At 73.9% G+C, this 20,251-nt stretch carries 22 protein-coding genes; 5 read left to right on the top strand and 17 right to left on the bottom strand.

The genetic code is table 11. The annotated features are described in order from the left end of the window. Positions 1-55: 55 nt before the first annotated feature. The 12 genes from ACI79U_RS00205 to ACI79U_RS00150 are packed head-to-tail and all read right to left on the bottom strand — an operon-like array spanning position 56 to position 9,669. Positions 56-853 carry an inositol monophosphatase family protein gene (locus ACI79U_RS00205; RefSeq protein WP_457065348.1) on the bottom strand — a complete coding sequence of 266 codons (798 nt, stop codon included), beginning with the start codon at positions 851-853 and terminating at the stop codon, positions 56-58. Further along, the gene (locus tag ACI79U_RS00200) at positions 850-2,022 is read right to left on the bottom strand and encodes an alpha-D-ribose 1-methylphosphonate 5-triphosphate diphosphatase (protein ID WP_457065350.1); all 1,173 of its coding nucleotides are present in this window, start codon (positions 2,020-2,022) and stop codon (positions 850-852) included. Before ACI79U_RS00200 ends, ACI79U_RS00205 begins: the two co-directional genes overlap by 4 nt. After that, a complete protein-coding gene (locus ACI79U_RS00195; protein ID WP_457065352.1) occupies positions 2,019-2,696 on the bottom strand; it encodes an ABC transporter ATP-binding protein in 678 nt (225 codons plus the stop codon). Before ACI79U_RS00195 ends, ACI79U_RS00200 begins: the two co-directional genes overlap by 4 nt. After that, positions 2,693-3,568: an ATP-binding cassette domain-containing protein gene (locus ACI79U_RS00190; RefSeq protein WP_457065354.1), complete on the bottom strand. Its 876-nt coding sequence runs from the start codon at positions 3,566-3,568 to the stop codon at positions 2,693-2,695. The genes ACI79U_RS00195 and ACI79U_RS00190 overlap by 4 nt, the downstream gene beginning before the upstream one ends. Then, on the bottom strand, positions 3,565-4,419 hold the full coding sequence (locus ACI79U_RS00185; protein ID WP_457065356.1) for an alpha-D-ribose 1-methylphosphonate 5-phosphate C-P-lyase PhnJ: 855 nt from the start codon (positions 4,417-4,419) through the stop codon (positions 3,565-3,567). Before ACI79U_RS00185 ends, ACI79U_RS00190 begins: the two co-directional genes overlap by 4 nt. Next, complete coding sequence (locus ACI79U_RS00180; protein ID WP_457065358.1) at positions 4,416-5,465, bottom strand: carbon-phosphorus lyase complex subunit PhnI; 1,050 nt, start codon at positions 5,463-5,465, stop codon at positions 4,416-4,418. Before ACI79U_RS00180 ends, ACI79U_RS00185 begins: the two co-directional genes overlap by 4 nt. After that, entirely contained in the window at positions 5,465-6,022 is a 558-nt protein-coding gene (gene phnH, locus ACI79U_RS00175) for a phosphonate C-P lyase system protein PhnH (protein ID WP_457065360.1), read from the bottom strand. Before phnH ends, ACI79U_RS00180 begins: the two co-directional genes overlap by 1 nt. After that, complete coding sequence (locus ACI79U_RS00170; RefSeq protein ID WP_457065362.1) at positions 6,019-6,435, bottom strand: phosphonate C-P lyase system protein PhnG; 417 nt, start codon at positions 6,433-6,435, stop codon at positions 6,019-6,021. Before ACI79U_RS00170 ends, phnH begins: the two co-directional genes overlap by 4 nt. Then, the gene (locus tag ACI79U_RS00165; protein WP_457065364.1) at positions 6,432-7,157 is read right to left on the bottom strand and encodes a GntR family transcriptional regulator; all 726 of its coding nucleotides are present in this window, start codon (positions 7,155-7,157) and stop codon (positions 6,432-6,434) included. The genes ACI79U_RS00170 and ACI79U_RS00165 overlap by 4 nt, the downstream gene beginning before the upstream one ends. Continuing rightward, positions 7,154-7,999 (bottom strand): phosphonate ABC transporter, permease protein PhnE, encoded by an 846-nt coding sequence (gene phnE, locus ACI79U_RS00160; RefSeq protein ID WP_457065366.1) that lies wholly within the window; start codon positions 7,997-7,999, stop codon positions 7,154-7,156. Before phnE ends, ACI79U_RS00165 begins: the two co-directional genes overlap by 4 nt. After that, positions 7,996-8,763, bottom strand: coding sequence for a phosphonate ABC transporter ATP-binding protein (gene phnC / locus ACI79U_RS00155; RefSeq protein WP_457065368.1), 768 nt, complete (start codon positions 8,761-8,763; stop codon positions 7,996-7,998). The genes phnE and phnC overlap by 4 nt, the downstream gene beginning before the upstream one ends. 3 nt (positions 8,764-8,766) lie before the next feature. Then, positions 8,767-9,669, bottom strand: a complete 903-nt coding sequence (locus ACI79U_RS00150) for a phosphate/phosphite/phosphonate ABC transporter substrate-binding protein (protein ID WP_457065370.1) — start codon at positions 9,667-9,669, stop codon at positions 8,767-8,769. Between the two features lie 315 nt (positions 9,670-9,984). On the opposite strand from ACI79U_RS00150, the gene ACI79U_RS00145 reads away from it, so the two are divergent. From ACI79U_RS00145 to ACI79U_RS00135, 3 genes are all read left to right on the top strand, one after another. Next, positions 9,985-11,274, top strand: a complete 1,290-nt coding sequence (locus tag ACI79U_RS00145) for a glycerophosphodiester phosphodiesterase (protein ID WP_457065372.1) — start codon at positions 9,985-9,987, stop codon at positions 11,272-11,274. Then, complete coding sequence (locus ACI79U_RS00140; RefSeq protein WP_457065374.1) at positions 11,271-11,444, top strand: hypothetical protein; 174 nt, start codon at positions 11,271-11,273, stop codon at positions 11,442-11,444. Before ACI79U_RS00145 ends, ACI79U_RS00140 begins: the two co-directional genes overlap by 4 nt. Positions 11,445-11,661: 217 nt before the next feature. Further along, the gene (locus ACI79U_RS00135; RefSeq protein WP_457065376.1) at positions 11,662-12,792 is read left to right on the top strand and encodes an SIP domain-containing protein; all 1,131 of its coding nucleotides are present in this window, start codon (positions 11,662-11,664) and stop codon (positions 12,790-12,792) included. A 17-nt stretch (positions 12,793-12,809) separates the two neighbouring features. Here the strand turns inward: ACI79U_RS00135 and ACI79U_RS00130 are convergent, their stop codons facing one another. From ACI79U_RS00130 to ACI79U_RS00115, 4 genes are all read right to left on the bottom strand, one after another. Further along, positions 12,810-13,019, bottom strand: coding sequence for a hypothetical protein (locus ACI79U_RS00130; RefSeq protein WP_457065378.1), 210 nt, complete (start codon positions 13,017-13,019; stop codon positions 12,810-12,812). Positions 13,020-13,222: 203 nt separating this feature from the next. Beyond that, entirely contained in the window at positions 13,223-14,548 is a 1,326-nt protein-coding gene (locus ACI79U_RS00125) for a PP2C family protein-serine/threonine phosphatase (RefSeq protein ID WP_457065380.1), read from the bottom strand. Positions 14,549-14,761: 213 nt separating this feature from the next. Further along, positions 14,762-16,201: a sodium/glutamate symporter gene (locus tag ACI79U_RS00120; RefSeq protein WP_457065382.1), complete on the bottom strand. Its 1,440-nt coding sequence runs from the start codon at positions 16,199-16,201 to the stop codon at positions 14,762-14,764. Positions 16,202-16,375: 174 nt separating this feature from the next. Continuing rightward, positions 16,376-17,287 carry a hydroxyacid-oxoacid transhydrogenase gene (locus ACI79U_RS00115; RefSeq protein ID WP_457072778.1) on the bottom strand — a complete coding sequence of 304 codons (912 nt, stop codon included), beginning with the start codon at positions 17,285-17,287 and terminating at the stop codon, positions 16,376-16,378. An 89-nt stretch (positions 17,288-17,376) separates the two neighbouring features. Between ACI79U_RS00115 and ACI79U_RS00110 the strand changes: the two genes are divergently transcribed. Both ACI79U_RS00110 and ACI79U_RS00105 read left to right on the top strand, forming a co-directional pair. Continuing rightward, the gene (locus ACI79U_RS00110; RefSeq protein WP_457065384.1) at positions 17,377-18,141 is read left to right on the top strand and encodes a cyclase family protein; all 765 of its coding nucleotides are present in this window, start codon (positions 17,377-17,379) and stop codon (positions 18,139-18,141) included. 120 nt (positions 18,142-18,261) lie between these two features. Further along, entirely contained in the window at positions 18,262-18,636 is a 375-nt protein-coding gene (locus ACI79U_RS00105; RefSeq protein ID WP_457065386.1) for an ester cyclase, read from the top strand. Positions 18,637-18,737: 101 nt separating this feature from the next. Here ACI79U_RS00105 and ACI79U_RS00100 read toward each other — a convergent pair whose 3' ends face one another. Then, complete coding sequence (locus ACI79U_RS00100; RefSeq protein ID WP_457065388.1) at positions 18,738-19,991, bottom strand: MFS transporter; 1,254 nt, start codon at positions 19,989-19,991, stop codon at positions 18,738-18,740. Between the last annotated feature and the right edge of the window lie 260 nt (positions 19,992-20,251).

The following is a 20,251-nucleotide window of genomic DNA, read 5'->3' as shown; positions in this document are numbered from 1 at the left end:
AGGGCCGCCAGGACGCGGCGGGGTCGCGGACCGGGACCGACGTCGTCGTGCCAGGTCAGGAGCGCTGCTCCATGACCGGGCCCTCGGCGGCGACGGCGCACAGCTCGTCGGCGAGCGCCTCGGTCGCCGCCACCACCCCGCTCCAGCGTCGGGTCAGGTCGGTGTCGAACTCGAGCGGGCGGCCGTGCAGGTCCCGCACCACGCCACCGGAGGCCGGGACGATCACCAGCGCCGCGGCGAGGTCGACCAGCCGGTGGGTGTCGCTCGCGACGTCGATGAACGCGTCGGTGGCCCCGGTGGCGACCAGGACGGCGTCCAGCGTGCTGCAGCCGAGCACCCGCACCCGGGCCGCCCGGCTCGCGACCCGCTGCCAGGCGGTGCGGTTGCGGTCGTGCGGGCGGAGCAGGGAGACCGCGGCGGAGCGCAGGTCCGCGCAGCCGCTCGTCCGGTAGGCCGGCTCGTCGGCGGCCGCCCACCACCGTTCGTCGGTGTGCAGCCACGAGGTCAGCGCGTGCGTGAACGTCCCGTCCACCGCGACCGCGGCGCTGAAGCAGCTCAGCGGCACGCCGGCCGCGGCGTTGGCCGAGCCGTCGACCGGGTCGACCACCAGCGTCAGCGCCGAGCCACGGTCGAGCCAGCCGCGCTCCTCGGACAGCAGGTTCACGCCCAGCCGTGCGGTCGCCGCGATGACGGCGTCCTCGACGAGCACGTCGACGAGCATGGTGGGCGTCCCGTCGGCCCCCTCGAACACCGTGGCCGCGAGCGCGGTGCGGTCGTGGTGGCGGTGGGCCTCGCGGTGGGCCTGGACCGCTGCGTCGGCGACCTCGGTCAGGACCGGGTGGGCCGTGCTCACCCGGCCACCGCTGCCAGTCGGGGGGCGCGGTCCTGCGTCCGGCTGAACACCTGGCGACCGTCGCGCCACAGCGCCTCGCCCATGAACGTGGTGCCAGCGACGGTGCCCAGCGCGGCGGTCAGCGGCCGGCCGACGACGATCTCCGGCGACGGCAGTCCGATGGCCCGGGCGGGAGCGGTGGACACCAGGTCGACGGCGCGCTCCAGCGGCAGCACGCCCTGCTGGGCGAGGGCCTGCGGTGCCGCCTGGAGGGCGAACGGCAGGTAGTCGCAGCACAGCACGTCGACCACGCCCGCGGCCACCGCGTCGGCGACCAGGACGTTCGCCGACGACGTCGACCGGCCGCGGACGGCGTTGGGTGCGCCGAGCACCGTGAGCATGCCCTGCGCCCGGGCATGCCGGGCGGCCTCCAGCGACAGCGGGAACTCCGAGACGGTGGCGCCCAGTGCCCGGCCCTCCTCGACGTCGGCGACGTGGCGGTCGTCGTGGCTGGCGAGCACGGCGCCCGCCTCGTGGGCCAGCCGCGCCGCGTGGGCGCGGCGCTCGGCGACGCGGCCCGGGTCGTCACTGCCGACCGACATCAGCGCGTCCACCTCGGTCACGGACACCCCCCAGTCCGCGGCGTAGAAGGACCGGCGCTCCTCGTGGGTGGCGAACCGGCTCCGCTCGACCGAGTTCTCCATCATCGACACGATCGCGACCCGCGTGGAGGCACCGAGCACGTCCTCCAACGCCTGGAGCGCGGCGTCGTCGGTGACCTCGACGCGGGCGTGGATCCGCCAGTCGCAAGCCAGGGACGGCGCCAGCTGCTCGACGACCCGGGCCAGCGCCACCGCGTCCGCGATGTGCACGCCCTTCCCCGGCGCGTCCTCGCACCGGGCGGCGATGCAGACCGTGGAGATGCCGGCGGCGGCGCACTCGGCGTCCAGCACCGACAGCACCGCGGCCTGCTCGAGCAGGACGGTGGCGCGCGGGCGGCGCCGCTCGGTCAGGTTGTCCAGGTGCAGGTCGACGCCGCCGGGGACGAGCAACCGGCCACCAGCCGGGCCGGTGGCCTCGATCTCGGTCACGATCCCGTCGGCGTCGAGCACCACGGTCGCGCCGCGCAGCTGCGGGGCGCCACCTCCGGGTACGACGGTGACGTCGGTGATCACGGTGCTGCGGCTCATCGTCGTGCCCTTCCATCGGGGTGGGACCGGCGACCGGGGGCGGGCGGCGGCAGGGTGAGGTCGACGGGCGGCCAGCCGGCCGGCAGGTCACCGACGGCGGTGGTCGCCACGACGGTGGCGCCGGTGGCACAGCGGTCCTGGACCCAGTCCAGGACGACGTGCGGGGGCGCCACGGAGCACGGCTCGTCCAGCACCACCACCGGCGCCGGCGAGGCCAGCGCGGTGGCCAGCGACACCGCGGAGCGCTGCTTGCCGCTCAGCCGACCCAGCGGCTGGTCGGCCACGTGCTCCAGACCGACCCGGGCCAGGGCGCCCCTCGCTTCGCCAGGTGTGACGTGGGCGGCGCGGGCGACCGCGGCATGCGCGAGCTGCCGGGGCGGCGCCACCATCGGCCCGGTGAAGTCGGCGAACAGGTGGCGGCGCAGCCACGCCAGCGTCCGGGCCGGGGTGCCGACCAGCTCGACCAGCTCGTCGTCGACCTGCAGGTCGATCTCGCCCCAGCTGGGGCGACAGACCCCGACCAGGCAGCGCACCAGCGTGCTCTTGCCGCTGTCGCGCGGCCCGCTCACCGTGACCAGCTCTCCGGCCCGCACCCCGAAGGAGACCTCCCGCAGCGCGGTGCTGCCGTCGGCGAACGTCTTGCCGAGGCCGCGCACCCGGATCCCCGCGGTCACCGCAGCACGCTCGAGACGAGGAGCTGGGTGTACGGGTGCTGCGGGTCGCTCAGCACCTGGCCGGTGACCCCCTCCTCGACGATCTCGCCGCAGGTGATCACCATGATCCGGTCGGCGAGCACGCGGACCACGTCGAGGTCGTGGGAGACGACGACCGTGGCCGAGCCGAGCTGGTCGGTGACGCGCTGGATGGTCTCCAGCAGCTCGGCCTGCACCGACGGGTCCAGGCCGGTGGTCGGCTCGTCGAGCAGCAGCACCGGTGGGGGTGACACCAGCGCACGGGCCAGCTGCACCCGCTGCTGCATGCCACCGGAGAAGGTGTGCAGCGGGTCGCTGTGCCGGGAGGCGGCGATCCCCAGCTCGGTCAGCTGCGCCCGGGCCCGGGCGCGCACCGCCCCGAACTCGCGATCGCCGGTCGCCAGCAGCCGCTCGGCGACGTTCGACTCGGCCGCGAGGTGCACCGACAGCCCGGCGGCCAGCGCGTTCTGGTGCACCATGACCACCGTCGACCGCTGCAGCTCGGCCCGGGGCGTGGGCGACCGGAAGAGGTCGCCCTGGCCGTCGACGTGCATCTCCCCCGATCTCGGGGCCAGGTCCAGGTGCAGGATGCGGAGCAGGGTCGTCTTGCCCGAACCGGACTCCCCGACGATGCCGAGCACCTCCCCTGAGCCGACCTCGAACGACGCATCGCGGACGCCGATGACGGTCTGGCAGACCGGGCACTGGCTGGTCCCCCGCGCCGCGCCCGTGCGGTCCGCGCACTCCGGGCAGCCGCGGCCGTAGGCGTGCGACAGTCCGCGCACCGAGACCAGCGGCGGCGGGGGCGTCAGACCGATCGCCCCGATCAGGTCCGGTGCGGCGAGTCCCGTCATCGGGTCCCTCTCTCTCGGCAGGCGTCGGTGTCGCTGCAGCGCCAGTCCTGGCCCTGGTCGGAGGGCACGAGCACGCGGTAGGAGTCCACGGACCCGCACCGGCTGCAGCACTCGTCGGCCCGCTCCGCGGCCAGCGGACGGTGGTCGAAGGCGAGTGGCCGGACCGAGGTGTGCGGAGGCACCGCCATGACCCGGCTGCGCCGGCCCGCGCCCAGCAGCACCGCGTGGGGCAGGTCGTCCAGGCGCAGGACGTCGTACCGCGGCACGGGGCTGGGGCTCATCAGGGTGCTGCCATCCACCAGCACCGGGTGGTCGGCACCGCCGACGGGACCGCCGTGCCGGGCCTCGTCGTCGTAGAGGGCGAGCCAGGCCGGGGTGTAGTCGCCCGCCGCGTGGTGCAGCCGGGCCGCCGTCTCGCCGGGGACGGTGCGGCGCAGCGGCTCGGGGTGCGGCACCTGGAGCACCAGCAGCTGATCGGGGCGCAGCTCGACCTCCGGCAGCCGGTGGCGGCTCTGCACGATGGTCGCCTCGCGGGTCACGGTGGTGGGGGTCGAACCCGTCGTCCGGGTGATCAGGTCGCGCATCGAGGCGGCGTTGGCCGAGTGGTCGTCCCCCTGGTCGATCACCTTGACCCGGTCGTCCGGGCCGACCAGCGACAGCGTCACCTGCAGCCCGCCGCTCCCCCAGCCCCGCGCGACCGGCATCTCGCGGGAGGCGAAGGGCACCTGCCAGCCGGGGATGGCCAGCGCCTTGAGCAGCGCCCGGCGGACGTGCCGTTTGGTGCCCTCGTCCAGGTGGCCGTAGGACTCGGTGCGGCCGTGGGCCGCAGCGAGCTCGCGCACCGAGGTCATCGGTCCTCCCGTCGCCCGCTGTGCACCTGGTCCAGGTACGAGGCGAAGCTCGCATGGTGCGGCAGCCGCAGGTGCTCCACGAAGCCGTTGTTGGCCGAGCCGTCGACGGCGGTCACCACCGTCTCGTCGTCCAGTGCGATGACCTCGTCCAGCCCCTCGTCGGCCTGCATGGCGCCGTCGACGAGCGCGATGGCGATCGCCCGACGTTCGGCCGACCCGAGCGAGGCGCCCCAGCCGATGGCGAACCCGGGCCCGCCGTCGACGTCGGCGTCGAGGACCGCCTCGGCCTCCGCGACCGGGACCTCCGCGACCGCGACCGCGACCCCGGTGCGTGGGTGCCGCACCCGCAGATGGACGTCGTTGACGGTCAGCTCGGCCAGGACCGCCTCGCGCCGCCGGCCGAGGACCAGGGACGCGAGGGAGACCAGGCTGGCCGTCTCGCCGCGGGCCAGCAGCGCGGCGCGGGTCGACCGGTCGTACGGCGGCACCGGCATCGTGACCGCCGGGTCGGCGCCGTCCCGGCCGCCGTCCTCCACCCGGAGCGGGAGGTGCTCGAGCAGCCTCCGCACCCGGGTGGTGGTGCTGCGGCGGGGCGTCGCCGGACCCGACGTCCCTCCCCCGGTCGCCTCCGGCGAGGGCCCCGGGCTCCCGGCAGCGTCGTCGGTCGAGTCGGTGGTCGGGTCGTCGTCCCAGGTGAGGACCCGCGGCGCGAAATCGGGCGCGAGCCCGAGCCACTGGCCGTGCGGCACGTCCTGGTAGGCCGAGGAGATCCGCCGGACGATCGTCACGTCCTCCGGCCGCACCGGCTCGGTGGCCAGGTGCGGCAGGGTGGCCGCCCAGACCTTGAGCAGTGCGACCGCCCTCGGCACGTCGCCCTCGGCCTGGCCCAGCGCCCGGCGGGCCGCGTCCAGCGCCCAGATCCCGGCCTCGGCACAGACCTGCTGCTCCAGCAGGGGCAGGCCGGTGGGCGTGCCGATCCGTGCCCGCGCGGCGGCGATCTCCCGGGCGGCGATGACGTGCGGTTCGTCGCGCATGGTGGCGTACATCAGCGCACCACCTCGACGTGGGTGGTCCGCGGCAGCGCCAGCACCCGGTCGCCCCGGACGACGAAGACGTCGACGCCCCGGCGGTCTCCGGTGCGGGCGCCCGAGCGCAGCCGGGCGAGGCCGGCCGGCAGGTCGGCGGACACGCGGTCAGCGATGCCGGGGCCGCTGAGCGTCGCGACCGCCGTGTCGCGGCCACGGTCGACCACGACCACGGTGGCGCTGGTCTCCGGTTGGGCGGCGGTCCCCCGCCGGGCGACGGACACCGCGGCCGGCACGTCGTCGATGACCACCACGAAGTCGGCCGCGGCGGTCTCGGCCGTCGGCGCACCGGTGTGGCTCGCGGCGGCGGCGACCACCGTGGCCGCGTCCCGGTCCGCGGCAGCGACCGTCGTGCCGGCGTCCGTCAAGGCCATGAGCAGCGCGGCGGCGCCGTCCAGCGCCGGTTCGGCCAGCACCCCGGGGCCGTCGAGCGGCCCGACGGCCCGTCCGGGCGAGCACTGCGCGGCGAGCAGGTGGAGGAACACCGCGCGGCTGTCGTGCACGTCGTCCCACCTCATGCGGCACCACCGGCGCGGGTGGCGGACACCACGGCCGCGCGCTCCGCGTGCCGCCGCCCGGCGGCGGACCGCGCGGCCGCGCACAGCCGCAGCACCTCCTCGGTGAGGCCGCCGGAACGCTCGGCCTCGGCGTCGCAGACCGCGGCCGCGACGGCGGCGGGCAGATCGCGGCCGGGCCGGATCCCGTCTCCCCGGACGCCGGCGACGGTCACCGCGCAGGTGGTGAGGGCGAGGTGGCCGAGCACCGCGGTCGACCCGGTGTCGCTCAGCTGGTACCGGAGCGGGGCCGACACCACCTCCGGGCCGGCCAGGACCTCCACGGCAGGGTCGCCGGCCAGGATCCGGTCGGCGAGCCGCTCCACCTCGGCGGCCGGGACGTCGGCGAGTGCGCGGTAGCGCTCCTCCGGCGTCACGACGGGTCCACCGCGAACTCGACCCGGTCGCCGCGGAACCGGTGCTCGACCACGGCCACGACGACGCCGTCCTGGTCGACGTTGCCGCCGCGGACCCGCAGGACCGGCGAGGCCACCGGCACCTGCAGGACGGCGGCCTCGTCCGGTTCGGCGGTCAGCGCCGCGAACGAGCGGGCCGACCGGGACATCCGGACGCCGTACCGCTCGAGGAGGAGCGCGTGCAGCGAGCCGCCCTGCCAGGCCTCGTCCAGGCCGGGGAAGCGCGCGGGGTCCACCCAGGTCACCGTGATCGACCAGGGTGCGCCGTCGACGTACCGCACGCTCTCGAACCGGTGCACCGGCCCGGCCGCCCCCAGTTGCGCCCGGACCACCTCGTCGGGGTCGGTGGTGACGCTGCGGACCTGGTTCTCCACCGTCCGCCCGGCGCCGGCCATGGCCGCGGTGAGGCTGGCGTCCTCGCCCGGTTGCACGGTGAACCGGATGGTCGGCAGGGCCGCGAACGTGCCCTTGCCCTTGACCGTCCGGACCAGCCCGCGGCGGGCCAGCACGCCCAGCGCCTCGCGCACGGTGAGCCGGTTGACCTCGTACTCATCGGCGAGCGCCGCCACCGGGGGCAGCAGGTCACCCGGGGCGTAGACCTCGCGCAGCCGGGACTCCAGGTCGTCGGCGATCTGGCCGTACAGGGGCACGCCGGACACCCGGTCGACGAGGCCACGTCTCATCGCGGAACTCCTTCCATGATGCGCCGCCTCAGTGCGGCAGAGAGCCGTTCGACGCCGAGCACGACCACGAAGATCGCGAGGATGATGGTCAGCGCCTCGTCGTAGCGCAGCAGGGACATCGAGACGGCGAGCTCGATGCCGATGCCCCCGGCGCCAACCAGTCCGATGGTCACCGCCGAGCGCACAGCTCCCTCCAGCGCGAACATCGACGTGCCGACGAAGGAGGGCAGGCAGGTCGGGACGACGGCGCCCAGCACCACCGCCCAGCGCGGTGCGCCGCTGGAGCGCATGCCGTCGAGGACGCCGCGGTCCACCTCCTCGATGGCCTCGGCGAAGAACCTGCCGCAGAGCCCCAGCACGTCGACCGTGATGGCGAGGACACCGGCCTTGGGCCCGAGGCCGACCGCCACCACGAACAGCAGTGCCCAGACCAGGTCCGGGATGGTGCGGCAGATCGAGATGAGCCCGCGGGTCAGCGTGTAGACCACGCGGTGCGGACTGGTGTTGCGCGCCGCCAGCACCCCGAGCGGGAGGCTGAGCAGCACGCCGAGGATGGTGCCGAGCAGGGCGATCTCGACGGTGGTCAGCAGGGAGAGCGCGACCGCCTGGACCCGGTCGAGGTCCGGCGGGAAGGCGTCGCCCACGAAGCCGGAGAGCCGGGTCGCCCCCTCGACCAGGTCTGCGGGCTGGAGGACGACGCCCTCGGCCCAGCCGTGACCGAGGAGACCCAGGACGACGACGAGGCCGAGGAAGGACCTGATGCCCGGCCGGCGCAGCCGGGCCGGCGGAGCGTGCCCCGTCGCCCCCGCCACGGGCGGCTCGGTGGTCGGTGCGGTGGTCACGAGGCCTGTTCCAGGACGGGGAGCCGCTCGTCGTAGACCGCGGCGAGCTCCGTGACCGGGCACGTCGCGGCTTGCTGGTCGAAGCTGATCCGGCCGTCGCGGAGCCCGATGATCCGCTCGGTGAACCGCACGGCGAAGTCCACCTGGTGCAGCGCGGCCACCACGGTGATGCCGTTCTCCGTGGCGATCTCCCGCAGCAGCGTCATCACGGACTCCCCTGAGCGCGGGTCGAGGCTGGCGACCGGCTCGTCGGCCAGCACCACCGTGGGCTGCTGCATGAGCACCCTGGCGATGGCCACCCGCTGGCGCTGGCCGCCGCTGAGGGTGTCCACCCGGCGCCCGGCGAGGTCGGCCAGGCCCACTCGCTCGAGGCAGGCCATCGACTCCCGGCGGACGTCGGCGGGCGCCAGGGCGGGGAGGGCGCACGCCCGGCCGCGCCTGCTGATGGCACCGTGGGTGACGTTGTCGAAGGCGCTCAGCCGGTCGACCAGGTTGAAGTGCTGGAAGACGAACCCGACATCCTGCCGGATCGCCCGCAGCTGGCGTTGGCCTGCGGCGCGGACGTCGGAGTCCCCGATCCGGACGGTGCCGGCCGTGGGCTCGACGAGCCGCACCAGACCGCGCAGCAGGGTGGACTTGCCGGCGCCGTTCGCACCGACCAGGGCGACGATCTGGCCGGGCGGCACGTCGAGGTCGACGCCGCGGAGCACCTGCTTGTCGCGGTACCGCATCTCGAGCCCGCGCACCTGGATGCCGTTGGCCATCGGTCAGTCCCCGATGAATTCGCTGAAGTCGTCGACCCCGATGGCCTGGTACATCGAGCGCGCCACGTCGTAGTCGGCGTCGCTGACCTCCACGACCGTCGCGTTCCCGTACTTGGCGTTGTCCTCGCCCTCGAGCATCGCGGTGAGCAGCTCGGGGAAGTGCTCGGTGTAGACGTCGCGGACCGTGGTCTTGGTCTCCTCGTCAAGGTCGGCCCGTGCCATGACGACGTCCGGCGGGAGGTCCTCCCCCTCGGCGATCAGCGTGTAGGCGCCGGGGTCCTCCTCGGCGGCCATGAACTCCTCGTAGTCGTGGCAGCCGATGCCGACCGCAGCGACGTCGTCCCGCTTCAGCGCCTCGTGCACCGCGTCCCCGGCGATCACCGTCTCGGCGTCCTCGAGGGGGTCGACGCCGGCGTCAACGAGCATCTGCGAGGGGCCGAGGTGGCCGCTGGTCGACCCGATGTCGCTCATCGCGATCTTCTCGCCGGCCAGGTCCGCCAGCGTCGTCACGCCGGTGTCGGTCCTGGTGTAGATGCAGGAGTGGTAGCCGTCGCGCTTGATCGCCACGAGCGGCTCGGCGTCGGTGCGCTCGTGGATCACCACGTACTCGGCCGGGCCGGTGAAGACCACGTCCACCTCGCCGGACTCGAGGGCGGCGGCGGCGGCGGTGCGGCTGGTGACGGCGTAGAACTCCAGGTCCAGCCCGGACTGGGCCTCGAAGGTCTCCTCGAACGCGCCGTACTCGCGCTGGAGCTCCTCCATGCCCTGCAGGTCGGTCACCGCGAACCTCACGACGCCCGAGTCGGTGCTGGCGGCGCTCGTGCCGCACCCGATCAGTGCACCGCCGGCGATGAGGCCGAGGACGGATGCGGAGCGGACGCGCCGTGCGTAGCTGGTCTTCACCATGTCGTTGTCCCTGCAAGCTCGGGTGTGGCTGACACGGCATGTCTAGATACCTAGACGTACGGCAGGGCCAGCTGAGCATGAACACGGGGTGACCGCTGTCGCAACGCCTGCCGCGGCGCGCTCTCCAGGCCGCCGGCCAAGGCCGGCACATGCGAGGACTCGCCCATCGCGTGCACCGGCGGCGGGCGGGCGGCCTCGCCCGCGGTGAGGGTGTGCCGGGTAGCCGGCCGACGTCGGCAGTGTGCCGGCGCGCGTCGGCTGCCGTCTGCTGACCAGGTCGCTGCGCGGGTCCGAGGGCAGGTTCTAAGGTCGCGCGTGGACTTTGCCGACCTCAGCCGGCCGTTCGTCATCGCCCACCGCGGCGGATCCCTGCAGGTGCCCGAGCACACGATGGAGGGCTACCGGGTCACGGTGGCCCAGGGCTCAGCGGTCATCGAGCAGGACGTGTCCAGACTCGCCGACGGCGGTCTCGGCGTCATGCACGACGGCACCGTGGACCGCATGACCACCTCCACCGGCAACGTCGCCGATCACACGTCGGAGTCCTGGAAACAGCTCGACATCGACGCCTCGGTCACCCTCGGCGGAGGCTGGCCCGACGGGCTGCGCCCTCCGCTGTTCGAGGAGGTGCTCACCGAGTTCGGCAACCGCGTCCTCCTCTGCGCCGAGGCCAAGAGCAGCGATGCGATGGGCCCGATGATCGACGCGCTCGAGCGACACGGTGTCCACCCGGCGTCCGTGCTGCTCCAGTCCTTCGCCCTGGCCGACTGCCGGCTGGCGCGCTCGCGGGGGTGGGGCGTCATCTGGCTCGGCAGCACCGACGTCGCCCGGGCCGCTGCCGAGGGCATCGGCTGGATCGGCCCGCCGGCGGGCCGGGTGACACCGGGGGTCTGCGCGGCGGCACATGCGGCGGGGATCGAGGTGGCCTGCTACACGGTGAACCGCCGACACCAGCGGGATGCCGTCGTCGCTGCCGGCGTGGACGCGATCTTCTCCGACGACCCCCTCTACCTCGCGGGGGACGTGGGCCGCCGCACCTCGGACCTGTTCGCCCGTCAGGTCTGGCTGCCCGGGATGCTGCCGGACACCGGCCGCGGTCGGTTCTACCCGGACGACTCCTCGTGGGGGCTCGACGTCTCCGACACCGTCACCTCCACGCTCATGGGCTTCCTCGCCCCGCCGGACCCGGAGGAGTTCACGCTGCACCTGGACGTGCGGATCCACCAGACGTGCCCGGACAGCCGCAGGAGCGGTGGGTTCGTCTTCCTGAGCACCGACGATCACCCGTACCGACCGTGGTCCGGGTCATCGCCCGGCGCCGACGGCTACCTCTTCCTCCTGCGGGCAGACGGCAACCTGGACGTCCATCGGGTCCTCGACGGTGTCCCCACCACGCTGGCGTCCTCGACGGGGGGAACGGCGCCGATGACGGGCACCTACGTCCAGTTGCGGATCAACGTCACCGGATCGGGACTCTCATTCACCCGCACCGACACCCACACCGGGACCCTGACCATGGCGGACACCACCCACCGATGCGTGCCCGTCGTCCACCTCGGCAGCGCGTACGCCGGGGTCCGTTTCAGGAACGTGGTGATCACATGACCGACCCGTACGAACGCCCGGGCCACGGCCCCGCCGACCCGGACGGCTACCTCATCGAGCGGGCTCCGGACGGCTACCGGTGGACGTGCCGCGCTGACGGCCGCACCGCAGGGCCGTTCAGCAGTCGCGAGGAAGCCGTCGAATCCGCCGAGGCGGACGGAACCGTCTGACGAACCGGGTAGGTCCGGTGCGCGCAATCCTGGCGGGCCCCACGGGGCCTGTCCGACTGGTGCAGGTGAGGCTGACCTAAGTCGGCCGAGCGTGACCCTGCCGACGACGGTCCCGGATGCGGTCCGTCCCGGCGTGGTTCCCCACCCTCACCGACCGGAAGGCCCCCATGCCCGCGAGCACGACGCCTCAGGCCCCGACCCCCGCCGATGGTTCCCGGTGAACGGCACCACGGCACCCGCCCTACCGGTCGTCGACGTCGACCTCCCGCCGGAGGAGGCAGCCGAACTGGCCGAGGGTCTCGACCACGTCGGCGACGAGCACGCCGACACGGTGCTCCTGGTCGCCCGGGTGCTCGGCCACCAGCCGGACGCGCGATCGGCCGAGATCCTGGACGTGGGCCCCGACGGCCTCCGCCTGAGCGTCGCGGGGGCCGACGGCTCCGATCGGCCGGTGCCGGTGCCCTTCGCCACGCCCGCCCGCACGTCGCTGGAGATCTACGGAGCACTGATGGGACTGGTGGCGACCGCGCGCGGGGTGGTCGGCACCAGCGAACCGCTCACCTCCATCGAGGTCGAGCACCTCGAGGAACAGGGGATGACGACCGTGCTGGCGACGGTCTCCGCCAGCCGCCTGCTCGCACCGAACCTGCTGGAGATCACCCTGGCGGGGCTCGCTCCGCTGCCGCTGCAGGGCGGTGACGAGTACGCCTTCCTGATGCCCCATCCGCCGGCCGAGGTGCTCCGGCCCGGGTTCACCGTCCACGACCTGGCCGAGGTCCCCCTCGAGGCCGCCCCCCGCGCCGCGTACACGATGCGCGCGCGGCGCACCGCCACCGGCGAGGCCGATGTGTGGCTCGTGCTGCACGGCGACGAGGGCGCGGTGAGCAGCCGCCTCGCCGCCGCCGAGCCGGGAACGCCGGTGGCCGTGTGGGGCACCCGCCGCAGCTATGCCCCGCCGGTCGACGTCCGGACCCACCTGCTGGTGTGCGACGAGACGGCGCTGGGTGCCGTGGCCGCCGTCCTCGACGGGCTGGCCGCCGACGCCCGGGCGGTGGTCGTGGCCGAGACGGCCGACGCCGGCACCCAGCTCGACCTCCCCGTGCGACCCGGCGTCGAGCTGCGCTGGGTCCACCGGTCCGGGGCGGCGGCGGGGACGACCCCCGCTCTCCTCGACGGCGTGCAGACGGCCCTGGCCGAGAGCCCGCTCCTCGCCGATCTCGACGGGCTGTTCGTCTTCGGCGCCGGGGAGGCCGCGCGCATGCGGGAGCTCCGCACCGCCCTGCGCCACGGGACCGGCCTCCCCCGTGACCGCGTCCGGCTGACCGGCTACTGGAGCGCCTCCCGCTGACGTCAGGGGGCTCTGGATCAGCGGTCGCCGAGCGCCGCGGCAGCCGGTCCAGGTGAAGGCGCGACGAAACCGCAGCTCCCGGCGTGGTCCTGCGGCTCCTGGCAGACGCGGCCGTCGTGCAGGTCCGTCATGCCGCAGTGGCCGGCGGCCGCGGCCGACTCGTCGATGCTCGCGTTGTGCAGGTCCAGGCGCTCGGTGCCGGTCGGGCGCGGTGCTGAGCTGGTCATCGGTGCCTCGGATCAGGTCGGGAGGAGCTGGTCCGGGTCGACGGAGCCGTGACCCGGGGCCGAGCGGAGTCCTGGACTCCGACCGCCCCAGTGTGCTGCCTGGCAGGGCGCCGTGACAGTGCCGTCGGTCCCTGTTCGGGAACCGGGCGCTCCCGCCCGATGCCGGACCGGCCGGCCGGCCGGCGCAGGCGACGGCGTACGCGTCAGCTGTCGATGTCGCCGGCGGGCAGCCCGCCGATGATGCCGCGGGCCAGCTCGTCGTCCCGCGGCGGACCGCGCCACTCCACCAGCAGCAGCGATGCGTCGTCACTGGTCCGACCGCCCCGGGCCGCCATCAGGGAGTGCGAGAGCAGCCGGACCGTCTCGGCCACGCTCAGCCGGTCGCCGCTGGTCTGCCCGACGAGCTCCAGCAACCGGCCCTCCCCGAACTGCCGCCCGTCCGCCAGCCGCTCCTCGACGACGCCGTCGGTGAAGAACAGCACCCGGTCACCCGCCAGGAGCTGGGTCGTCTGCACCGACGGCGCGGCGCCCCCGAACCCCACGGGGCGGGTGATGGGACCGGTCAGCTCCTCGACCGCGCCGCCCGCCCGGATCCGCAGCGGCGCGGGGTGGCCGGCGTTCACCCAGCTGAGGATCCCGGTCTCGGTGTCCAGCCGGCCCACCTGGGCGGTGGCGAAGCGCCCCGGGTGCGTCGAGCCGAGGACGTCGTCCATGTGCACGTACAGGTCCGGCAGCGACGCGGCGGACCGCCGGCCGTGCCGGTAGGCGGCGACCACGACGGTGGCCATGATCGCCGCCTCCAGCCCGTGCCCCATGGCGTCGAACACCGCCAGGTGCAGCACGTGGTCGTCCAGGGCGTAGTCGAAGCTGTCCCCGCCCACGTCGTACGCCGGTTCCAGGATGCCGGCGAGAGCCACGTCCGGCGTGGTCATGATCAGCGGCGGCAGGGTCTGCCACTGCAGGTGGGCCGACAAGCTCAACGGTGCCGCGGCGCGCACCCGGGCGAACGTGCCGGTGTACAGCGACTTGGTGACGATGAGGTCGGCCGTCAGTCCGGCCAGCCGCTGGGCGAGCCGGCGGTCGTTGTCGTCCACCCCGGGGAGGGTGAACGCCAGGACGCCGACCCGGTCCGAGCCGTCGAGCATCGGCATGTACAGCCGCACCGAGCCGTCGGGCAGCTCCTGCTCGATGCGGGCGTCCTGGGTGAAGGCGCGGCCCGGCCAGCTCCCGTCGATCGGCGTCGTCTCGCCGACGAGACCTGCACCGTCCAGTGGCTGCAGCGTCCGCTGGTCGTAGTCCTGCAGCCAGATGCTCACGTCGGTACCGCCGACGGCGACGATCTCCTGGGCCACCAGCGGCCCCACCAGCCGGGCCGGCATGAGATGTGCCCGGTCCAGCAGCGACCCCAGGACCCGCTCGCCGAGGCTCTCGGTGCGGGACCTGCCCGCCGCGTCCGCGAAGCCGGACCCGGAACCGGCGCCCGGGTCGTGCACCGCGACGTCGTGGTGGTCCTGCCCGTCGTCCGGCATGTGTTCTCCAACCAGGTCCCGCCCCATGGGGGTGACCCGTCGGCGACCCAGGCGCACCGGCTGCACGCCGGGTGGCACAGCCTGCTGCCGACAACCGGTACCAGGCGACGATCACCCTATCGGCAGACGTCAAGGACGTCGGCCGCCCGCCCCCGCTCATCGTCGTGGTCGTCGACACGCAGGGCATCGCCCGGGAGCCTGGCGGTCGCATGATCAGCCCCCCGGGGACCGCGCCTCCTCCTCGGCCGGCGTCCGTCGCCCGAACCAGAGGATGCCGATCCCCAGCGACACGACGAGCAGGACGGCCATGAAGACCAGCAGCGGGACGGCGCCGAACTGCGCGATCAGCGGCAGCGACGCCGCGGTGACCAGCCCGCCGCCGAAGAAGGGCTCGAAGGCCAGCTGCTTGTAGCCGAAGGCCTCCATGGCCGGGGTGGCGGCGTTGGGGTCGGCGACCCGGATCAGGATCAGCCCGGTGGCGGTGACGCCGAGGGACTGCCCGAGGTCGCCGATGCCGCGCTCGAACCAGAACCGCGGGATCATCCGGCGGGCCAGGAAGACGAAGACGCCCACGTTCCAGGACAGGCCGGCGACGGCCAGGACCAGGAACGTCACCCAGTTGTCCGCGATCGCCTGGATGGACAGCGTGGCCAGGGCGCTGATGATCAGCAGGTCCAGCGCTATGCCCTGGATCCGCAGCATCATCTGCCGGTCGACGATGCCGGTGTGGTCGAACCGGTCGACCAGCTTCTGCACCGCGACGCCGCCGATCATCGCCAGCGGGAACAGCGGCACGTACTCGAAGAGCTCGACGGTGTCGGCCCACAGCGCTCGCTCCAGCGCCTGCAGCCCCTCCAGCAGGGCGAGCCCGACCAGGATGGCCACGGCGACGATCGCGAAGTGGATGGCCAGCGGCTCGACCGAGGCGGTGCGCACCGTCAGCATCGCGGCCGGCTTCTGCTCCTCCTTCTCGTAGAGCCCGCGCTGCTCGGCCAGCGAGGTCTTCGCATCGCTCTCCAGCACCTGGGCGCGGCCGGTCCGCACCCCCCAGTTGATCAGCGCGATGCCGACGACGACGCCGGAGACGACGCCCACGGTGGCCAGCCCGAGCGCCAGGTCCTGGCCCTCGGGCAAGCCGAGCTCGGCGAAGGTGTCGCCCAGCCCCGCCGCGGTGCCGTGACCGCCCTCGAACCCCACCTCGATCAGCGCGCCGACCATCGGGTCCTGGCCGAGGAAGGGCACCAGGAGCAGCACGGCCAGCAGCAGCCCGATCACGTACTGGCCCGACGCCATGGTCACGCCCAGGGCCAGCTGCGGGCCGGCCAGCTCGGCGGCCTCCCGCACCTTCGGGATCCGCTCCCCCAGGAACAGGGTCGCGAAGACGACGGAGATGAGCAGACCCGGCAGCGACGCCCAGACGTCGAGGAACTCCGCCGGCCACAGGCCCCCGGTCAGCGGGGCGTCCTCCCCGCCGATCGCCTCGGCGATCGAGCCGACCACCTCCGGGCCGATGAGCAGGGCCAGGAAGCCGCCGATGATCGAGCTGGGGAGGAAGAGCTTCTGGGCGATCCGCGACCGGATCCGGATGAGCTTGGCGACCAGGAGCAGGACGCCGAGCACCAGCAGGCTGAGTCCGATGACGTCGGGGGACACGCCGCCTCCTCGGGTGGGCCCGTTCCGGGGACCGGTCAGCGGATGGGTCCTCGACGGGTGCGTACACCCTGGCGGCTCCAGGACCCGGGGACAACCCAGCGCCCGCTCCACCGTCCCGACCCCGTCGTCCCTGGGCGGTGAGCGGTCCGCGACGGGATCACCACAGGGACATGGTCACCACAGGGACATGGACCGGGAGAAGATGCCGGCGATGTCGTCCTCGGTCACCTCACGCGGGGAGGTGGCCAGCAGCCGCTGCTGCTTCATCGTCCCGGCCACCAGGTCGGGGATGTCCCCCTCGCCGAAGCCCACCGCCGCGACGCCGTTGGGGATGTCGATGTCCCGCATCAGCGCCGCGAGCACCGTCGGCAGGAGCTCGGCGGGGTCCGCGGGGGCATCGGCGTCGGGGGCGAGCAGCCGGGCCGCCCGCAGGTGCCGCTCCGGCGAGGCTGCGAAGGTGAACCGGAAGGCCTCCGGCGCCGTCAGCGACACCGACATCCCGTGGGGCACCATCGGTTCCCCACTCGGGTAGTCCTTCGGGTGAAAGTCCGTCACCTGCCCCGCGATCGGGTAGGCGTTGGCGTGCGGGATGTGCACCCCGGCGTTGCCGAAGCCCATGCCGGCGAAGGTGGCCGCCATCGCCATCTCCGACCGCGCCCGGGTGTTCCCGCCGTCGCGGACCGCGGCGCGGAAGGAGTCGGCCAGCAGGGAGAGCGCCTTCTCCGACCACATGTCCGAGATCGGGTTGGCGCCGCAGTAGGGCACCCGCTCGGCCGGCGCCTTGCGCGCGTAGCTGGTGTAGCTGCGCGCGGTGTAGCTCTCCAGCGCGTGGCACAGGATGTCCATGCCCGACGCGGCGGTGACCCCGGGCGGCTGGGTCACCGTGAGGTCGGGGTCGATGACGGCCATCGTCGGCCGCAACCGCGCCGAGCTGATGCCGGTCTTGACCCGCTGGCCGAGCACGTCCATCACGCAGATGGTGGTGCTCTCCGAACCGGTGCCGGTGGTCGTCGGGACGGCGACGAGGGGCTTGAGCGGCTGGGTCGGGTCCTGTCCCCCACCGACCGGGACGTTGACGTAGTCCAGCAGCTCGCCCGGGTTCGTGGTGAGCAGGTTGATCGTCGGGCAAGGTCTTCACGCTGCAGCGGCTGATCGGCGACCCCAAGGGCGACCCGGTGTGGCCCGGCCGCACCCCGGCCGTGCGGACGCAGATCCTCGACGAGAGCGACTGGGACGAGGGCGGCAAGGGCGTGGCCTACCCCGGCGGGGTGCACTACGCCGACGACAAGATCAACGCCTTCCTGCAGGGGTCGACCCAGTACGACGCGCTGGGCCACCTCTGGTACGGCGGGCAGCTGTGGAACGGCTACGACGCGCGGACGACGATCGGCGGGCTCGACAAGGCCAGCGTCGAGCCGATCGCCCAGCGCGGGGTGGTGGGCCGCGCCGTCCTCCTCGACATGGCGCGCTTCCGCGGCAAGACCAGCCTGGACAACGGCGAGACGTTCACCCACGAGGACCTGGTGGCCTGTGCGGAGGCGCAGGGCTCACCCATCCAGCCACGGGACATCCTGGTCGTCCGGACGAACTTCCTCCAGCGCTTCCACGACCTCGGGGACGCCTTCTACGAGGGCTTCAACGAGCCCGGCCTGGTCTACAGCCCGGAGCTGGTGCAGTGGTTCCAGGAGATGGAGATCCCGAACCTGGTCACCGACACCATCGCCAACGAGGTGACCACCGACCCCAACAACGGGATCGCGTTGGTGCTGCACAACGCGCTGATGCGCAACCTCGGGGTGACGCTGACCGAGATCGCCGACCTCGAGCAGCTGGCCGCGGACTGCGCCGAGGACGGCCGCTACGCCTTCCTCTACGTCGCCGCGCCGCTGAAGGTCGCCAAGGGCAGCGGCGCGCCGGTCAACCCGGTCGCGATCAAGTAGCCGGCGACCGCCCGCGACCGCCGCCCTGCCCGGAACCGGCCGGTGGCCGGCCGCCCCGGGCACCGGCGCGCGGGGGCGCCGTCGACGCGCGCCCCCGCCGCGGCCCTAGGATCGCGCCTCGTGGACCAGCAGGCACTGACCTCGATCGTCCAGCGCTACTGGGACGGGCTGTGGAACCGTCGCGACCTGACGGTGATCGACGAGCTCATCGCCGAGCCCTACGTGCGGCACTCCTCCGCCGGGACCCGGTCGCTGACCCGGGCGCAGTTCAAACGGGAGGTCCGCGAGTCCTGGCAGCTGCTGCACGATCCGGCGACCACGGTCGACGACCAGGCGACCGCCGAGGACCGGATCTGGACCAGGGCCACCACGACCGGCCTGAACCTCGACACCGGGCAGCCCTCGGTGGTCACCTGGCTGGTGGTGCACCGGGTCGCCGACGGCCAGATCGCCGAGTCCTGGAGCTCCACCCTGCCCGGCGTCGACTGGCGCTGACGCCCTCGCCCGTCCGGACCGCCGGGCACGGCAACCGGCGGCCCAGCGACCGGCGGCCCAGCGACCGGCGGCCCGGCGAGCGGCGGCGCGGCCGGGGCTGCTCAGCCCAGGTCGCGCAACCGGTTCGCCACGGCCATGCTGCGCCGGCTGACGACCGCGTAGAGGGCCACGAAGGCGAGCACGCCGGCACCCATCCCGATGAGCGTCCAGCGCAGCCCGATGAGGTCGGCGAGCAGGCCCAGCGGGAGTGCGGCGATGCCGAAGGCACTGAAGCTGAGCATGATCAGCCCCTGCACCCGCCCGTGGAACTCCATGTCCGACAGGGCGATGAGCTGCGACTGGTTGGTGGTCTGGAAGGCGAGCATCGACGCACCGACGGCGAGGAGCACGACGACCGCGACGTAGGCGTTGGGCGCGATCGCCAGTGCGCAGAGGGCGAGGCCGAAGACGGCGCCGGAGCCGACGAGGACCCGGGTCTGCCGCACCCACGAGGAGCGCCGGCCCAGCAGCAGCCCCGCCGCGACCCCGCCGACCGCGGACGTCGCCGACAACACGCCGTAGCCGACCGAGCCCAGGCCGAACAGGTCGCTGGAGATGGTCGGCATGAACGCCAGGTACGGCAGGCCCATCATGGCCACGCCGATGCCGCACCACACCAGGGCGCTCAGCTCGGGGTGCCGGCGGACGTAGCGCACCCCGTCGGCGAGCTCCCCGAGCGGGGACCGGCCGGACGCCTCCCCCTGCCGACGCCCGGCGGGGAGGGCGATGGTGAGGACCACTCCGACGGTCGCCAGGACCGCGCTGAACAGGAAGATCGCCTCGATGCCCCAGGCGACCGCACCGATGACCACGCCGGCCAGGGCCGGCCCGACCACCCGGTTCACCTCGGCGTTGACCAGGAGCAGCGAGACCGCCTGCGGCACCGACCCGCGGGGCACCAGCTCGCTCAGGAACGCCATCCGGGCGGGGTTGAACAGTGCGAAGCCCACCGCCTGGAGCACGCCCGCGCCCAGCAGCATCCAGTAGGCGATGACGTCGAAGACGACGGCCAGCCCGATCCAGGCGCTCGACGTGGCCAGCAGCAGCACCGAGACCTGCAGCACCAGCCGTTTGGGCAGCCGGTCGGCGGCCACCCCACCCCACGGGGTGGCCACCAGCAGCGCCACCCCGAAGGCCAGCAGCACCCCGCCCAGGGCCGCGTTGGACCCGGTCAGCTCGAAGGCCAGCCAGCTGCGGGCGATCGCCTGCGCCATCACGCCCAGGAAGACCGCGGCCGCGTTGAGGTAGAGGATCAGGAAGCCGCCGATCCGCAGGATCGCCATCGCGCCGAGCGCAGACGGTGCCTCCGGCGTCACCGGGGTGACGGTCCCGGGGACCGGGACCGCGGGTACCGGCACCTCGCTCCCCGGGGCGGGTTCCGCTGCGGGTGGTGGCGATGCGGTCCCGTCGCGTTCGGCGTCGACGTCCCGGATGACTTCCCCGCTCATGGCTCCCCTCGCCCGGCGCCCGCGCGGGCACCCGACCGTCCAGCACCACCTCCCGAACGGACAGCGGCACCCTCGACCCTGCCACATCGGGCGCACGATGCAACGATGGCCGGGGCGCGGCTCGGCGA

Source organism: Modestobacter sp. SYSU DS0904, assembly GCF_054051115.1.
Note: the sequence above shows the minus strand (reverse complement) of the source record. Positions and strands in the feature narration are given on the sequence as shown.

Bases quoted from the DNA above. Each gene is read 5' to 3' on its own strand.
- phnC (WP_457065368.1), bottom strand. From the start codon at position 8,763: ATGGCCAACGGCATCCAGGTGCGCGGGCTCGAGATGCGGTACCGCGAC.
- ACI79U_RS00180 (WP_457065358.1), bottom strand. From the start codon at position 5,465: ATGTACGCCACCATGCGCGACGAACCGCACGTCATCGCCGCCCGGGAG.
- phnH (WP_457065360.1), bottom strand. From the start codon at position 6,022: ATGAGGTGGGACGACGTGCACGACAGCCGCGCGGTGTTCCTCCACCTG.
- ACI79U_RS00140 (WP_457065374.1), top strand. From the start codon at position 11,271: ATGACCGACCCGTACGAACGCCCGGGCCACGGCCCCGCCGACCCGGAC.
- ACI79U_RS00165 (WP_457065364.1), bottom strand. From the start codon at position 7,157: ATGAGACGTGGCCTCGTCGACCGGGTGTCCGGCGTGCCCCTGTACGGC.
- ACI79U_RS00125 (WP_457065380.1), bottom strand. From the start codon at position 14,548: ATGCCGGACGACGGGCAGGACCACCACGACGTCGCGGTGCACGACCCG.
- ACI79U_RS00130 (WP_457065378.1), bottom strand. From the start codon at position 13,019: ATGACCAGCTCAGCACCGCGCCCGACCGGCACCGAGCGCCTGGACCTG.
- ACI79U_RS00150 (WP_457065370.1), bottom strand. From the start codon at position 9,669: ATGGTGAAGACCAGCTACGCACGGCGCGTCCGCTCCGCATCCGTCCTC.
- ACI79U_RS00200 (WP_457065350.1), bottom strand. From the start codon at position 2,022: ATGAGCCGCAGCACCGTGATCACCGACGTCACCGTCGTACCCGGAGGT.
- ACI79U_RS00185 (WP_457065356.1), bottom strand. From the start codon at position 4,419: ATGACCTCGGTGCGCGAGCTCGCTGCGGCCCACGGCCGCACCGAGTCC.
- ACI79U_RS00190 (WP_457065354.1), bottom strand. From the start codon at position 3,568: ATGACGGGACTCGCCGCACCGGACCTGATCGGGGCGATCGGTCTGACG.